Raw genomic sequence first — 3720 nt, 5'->3', positions numbered from 1 at the left:
GCGGTAGTCGGGGTCGCCGGCCTGGCGGCCTGAATCGACGACCTCGGCGAAGGCCATCGCCTGCTGCGTTGATTTAGGCACATTGCGCAGTCGTTCCACGATCGCCACCAGATCGACATCGTCGCCTGGCTTCGACGTGGCCTCTTCGCGTTTTGCGGTGCCGGGGAGCAGGTCACTCGGCAGTTTTTCGAACTTCAGCCGCATGGTCGTCGCCACGCCTTCGCCGAAGGCGATGGCTTCGCGCTGGCCCATGGAGGACAGGAAGGCAAGCGTCGAGGCGGAAGAGTCGGCAATCGCCGAGCGGATGATCGCCTGGTCCTGCTCATTGGCAAGCCGCATGGCGAAGAAGGTCGAGCATTGCGAAAGGATGGTCGGGTCGAGCTCGCCCGGGCGCTGGGTGACGACGCCGAGATAGCAGCCATATTTGCGGCCTTCCTTGGCAATGCGCGACAGCGCGTGCCTTGTCGGCGCGAAGCCGAGGCGCGGGTCGGCCGGCATATAGCGGTGCGCCTCTTCGCACAAAAACAGCAACTGCAGCTTGCCCTCGCTCCACAGAGCGAGGTCGAAGGCCAGGCGCGCCAGCACCGAGCAGACCGAATTGACCACTTCCGACGGCATGCCGGCCATCTCGAAGCAGGTTACCGGGCGGCCATGATGCGGCACGCGGAAGATGTTGCCGATCGTCTCGTGGATGGTGTCCTCGATCAGGCGCGAGTTGAACATGAAGCGGTAGCGTGGATCGGCGGCCGCCGATTCGATGCGCGTCTTCAGCGATTTGAGCGTCGGGCGATCGGTCTTGCTTTCGAGCATGCCCATGCGCTCATCGATCTGCTTGAGCAGGTCGGCGATGCGGTAAGGCACCGGCGTATCGGCGGTCAACGCATCGCTGCCGCGCCTGATATATGAGCCCGAATTCGGGTTGCGGTAGAGATTCTTGGCGGCCGGGATAAGGTCGCGCAAGGCGTCGATTTCTTCCGGCTCGGTCTCGCGGCCCCGGAACAGCACCTCGGCGAATTCCTCGAGCTTGAACATCCAGAACGGCAGATCCAAGGTTTTGGAATCGACCCTGACGCAGTATTCGGGCAGCGATGCAGCGAACTCGTTGTGCGGGTCGAGGATCAGGATGCGCAGGTCGGGCCGTGCGGCGATCGACTTGCGCAGCAGCAGCGAGACGGCGGTGGATTTGCCGACGCCGGTCGTGCCGACAATGGCGAAGTGACGCGCCAGCGTATCGTCGATGGCGATGTTGGCGGCGATCGTCTCGTCCTGCGCTAGCGTGCCGATCGTGATCGAATGACGCCCGGCGAGGTCATAGACCGCCTGCAGGTCGCGGGTGCGGATCCGATGCGCAACGGCGCCGATATGCGGATAGGTGGTGATGCCGCGATCGAAGACCGGTTTGCCGCCGGGCTCTGCTCCGTCACGGACTTCGCCGATCAGCTCGATGCTGACCTCGATGGCGTTCTGGCCCTCATTGCTCCAGGCGCGGTCCGACTTGCCGATTGCGTAGACCAGGCCGACGGTTCGCGTCGATCCGAGATTGATGGAAATCATCTTGCCGACCGTCCACAGGCCGGTCACCGCGCCGTCGGCGTCATTCGCATAGGCGCTGATGGTGGCGCGCGCGCCATCGCATTGCACGACATTGCCGAGGATGCGCTTGTCGTTCTGCTCTGCGTCGCGGCGCTCCTGCGATGTCGGTTCTCCAACGGAGGCTTCGCGTTCGACATACATGGACAGGCCAATCCCCATTTCCCTGGAGCATCGATCCTACCCGAATGGGGTTAAGGCCCGATGATGTCGGATGGTGTAGAGAGCATTAAAGGGCTCGTGAAAATTGTCGCCAGCCGGCTCTTCTCCGGCGTCTATTTTTCGCTATAATAGACATATGGATGATATAGCGAACGACATTTCCTCGACGATCGGCCGCAGAATACACGCCGAAAGGACCGTGCGCGACTGGTCCCTGGCCGAACTCGCGGAGCATTCCGGCGTCTCGAAGGCGATGCTCAGCACGATCGAGCGGGGCAAGACCAGCCCGACGGCGGCGCTTCTGGTGCGCATCGCGTCGGCCTTCGGCATGACGCTGTCGACCTTGATCGCGCGCGCGGAATTGCAGGGCGGCGGGATATTGCGCGAGGCCGACCAGCCGGTGTGGCGCGATCCCGACACCGGCTATGTCAGGCGGCATCTTTCGCCGGCTGGCGATATGCCGCTGGAACTGATCAAGGTGCATCTGCCGGCGGGCGCCAAGGTCAGTTTTCCGGCCGCTTCATACGCCTTCATCAAGCAGCAGATATGGCTGATTTCCGGGCGGCTCGAATTCATCGAAGGTGAGACAGTGCACAAGCTTGTATCAGGCGACTGCCTGGCGCTCGGGGCGCCGTCGGACTGCACCTTCCACGCCCTCGAGCCCGGCGCCGACTATCTCGTCGCGCTGGTCAGGGGCTGACACAATGGCAAGAAGACCAAAGCGCTCCCACAATGGGGGGCCGCCTCTCGATGAGTACAAGGGCCCGCCATGGGGCAAGGGCGATCCCTACATCTTCCTTGCCTGGCAGGCCGCTCATGCCAAGGCGTGGAAGGCGCCGAGCCACGAGGTGATGCTGCTGCGCATGGACAGAGCCGAGCGGCTTGGCCTGACCTATGAGGAGTACACGCTCGAGATACTCGAGCGCGGGCGGCATCTCGGGCACGAAGACGCCGACCGCATCAGCGCCATCAAGGCGGCGCGAAAGCGACGCCGCGCGCACCGTCTGGACTGACAGCAATGCGCCCGCTTCTATTGCAATCACAGGATATCCTGCACATGAACTCGATCGAGATCGCACCCCTGAACCCGACTGCCGAAACGCAGGACATGCTGGCCGAATTGCTGGTCGCAACGGTGGCGGCCGGCGGTTCGGTCAGCTTCATGCATCCGTTGGCGCCGCAGGCGGCAAGGACGTTCTGGGAGAAGTCGCTGGCCGCGGCGGCAAGGGGCGAAAGATCGGTGCTTGGCGCCTGGGACGGCAAAAACCTCGTCGGCACCGTGACCTTGCTGCTCGATTGTCCGCCCAACCAGCCGCACCGGGCCGAGATCGCCAAGCTGATGACATCAGTCGATTACCGGGGCAGGGGTGTGGGAACGCGCCTGATGCGAGCCGCCGAGAGCCTCGCCCTGGAGAAGGGCCGCACGCTGCTGGTTCTGGACACGGCGACCGAGGAGGGCGCCTCAGGCCTCTATGAGCGGTTGGGCTTCACGCTGGCCGGTGAGATACCGGACTATGCCCTGAAGCCGCATGGCGGGCTGACCGGCACGTTGATCTACTGGAAGCGGATCGGGCCAATCTCATAACCAGTCATGCCGGCGCGGAGAGGCGCAGGAGCAGCCATTGGCGGAAATCCTGTTCGGCTCCGGTCAGGCGTGCTGTCGACGCCCTGGTCAGGAAATGCCCCGATGTGCTGGAAAGTTCATAGTCGGAAAGCCTGACCAGCGTCTTGCTGTCGAGCGCCGCATCGACCAGCGGCCGCGAGCCCAAGAGCACGCCGGCGCTGGCGCTCGCCGCCTCCATGGCGGTGACGAAACTGTCGAAGCGGTGCGATCGTCTGGGATGGCCAGCCAGTCCAGCGGCGGCGAACCATTCCGCCCACATCTCGCGCGCGCCGGCGACCAGAAGCAGCGGCAGGGAAGGCCAGTCGTCGTCGCCGGCGAGCGCAGGTGCGGCCACCGGCACGAGC

5 protein-coding genes are annotated in these 3720 nt (G+C 64.1%); 3 read left to right on the top strand and 2 right to left on the bottom strand.

The window, feature by feature from the left end:
* Positions 1–1734 (bottom strand): ATP-binding protein (locus EN893_RS23760; protein ID WP_164901051.1); only part of this gene is annotated, 1734 nt, incomplete at its 3' end.
* A gap of 154 nt (positions 1735–1888) precedes the next feature.
* On the opposite strand from EN893_RS23760, the gene EN893_RS23755 reads away from it, so the two are divergent.
* From EN893_RS23755 to EN893_RS23745, 3 genes are read left to right on the top strand one after another with little or no spacing between them, the layout of a single operon-like run.
* Positions 1889–2452: an XRE family transcriptional regulator gene (locus EN893_RS23755; protein ID WP_127272678.1), complete on the top strand. Its 564-nt coding sequence runs from the start codon at positions 1889–1891 to the stop codon at positions 2450–2452.
* A 4-nt stretch (positions 2453–2456) separates the two neighbouring features.
* Entirely contained in the window at positions 2457–2765 is a 309-nt protein-coding gene (locus tag EN893_RS23750) for a hypothetical protein (RefSeq protein WP_127268618.1), read from the top strand.
* Between the two features lie 44 nt (positions 2766–2809).
* Positions 2810–3337, top strand: coding sequence for a GNAT family N-acetyltransferase (locus EN893_RS23745; RefSeq protein ID WP_127268619.1), 528 nt, complete (start codon positions 2810–2812; stop codon positions 3335–3337).
* Between the two features lie 4 nt (positions 3338–3341).
* On the opposite strand, the gene EN893_RS23740 is transcribed toward EN893_RS23745, so the two are convergent.
* The coding region (locus EN893_RS23740; RefSeq protein ID WP_245490890.1) for a LysR substrate-binding domain-containing protein at positions 3342–3720 on the bottom strand (379 nt) is incomplete at its 5' end.

The sequence above is a fragment of the Mesorhizobium sp. M7A.F.Ca.CA.004.04.2.1 genome, assembly GCF_004022825.1.
GTDB lineage: Bacteria > Pseudomonadota > Alphaproteobacteria > Rhizobiales > Rhizobiaceae > Mesorhizobium.
This window is presented reverse-complemented; position numbering and strand designations above follow the sequence as displayed.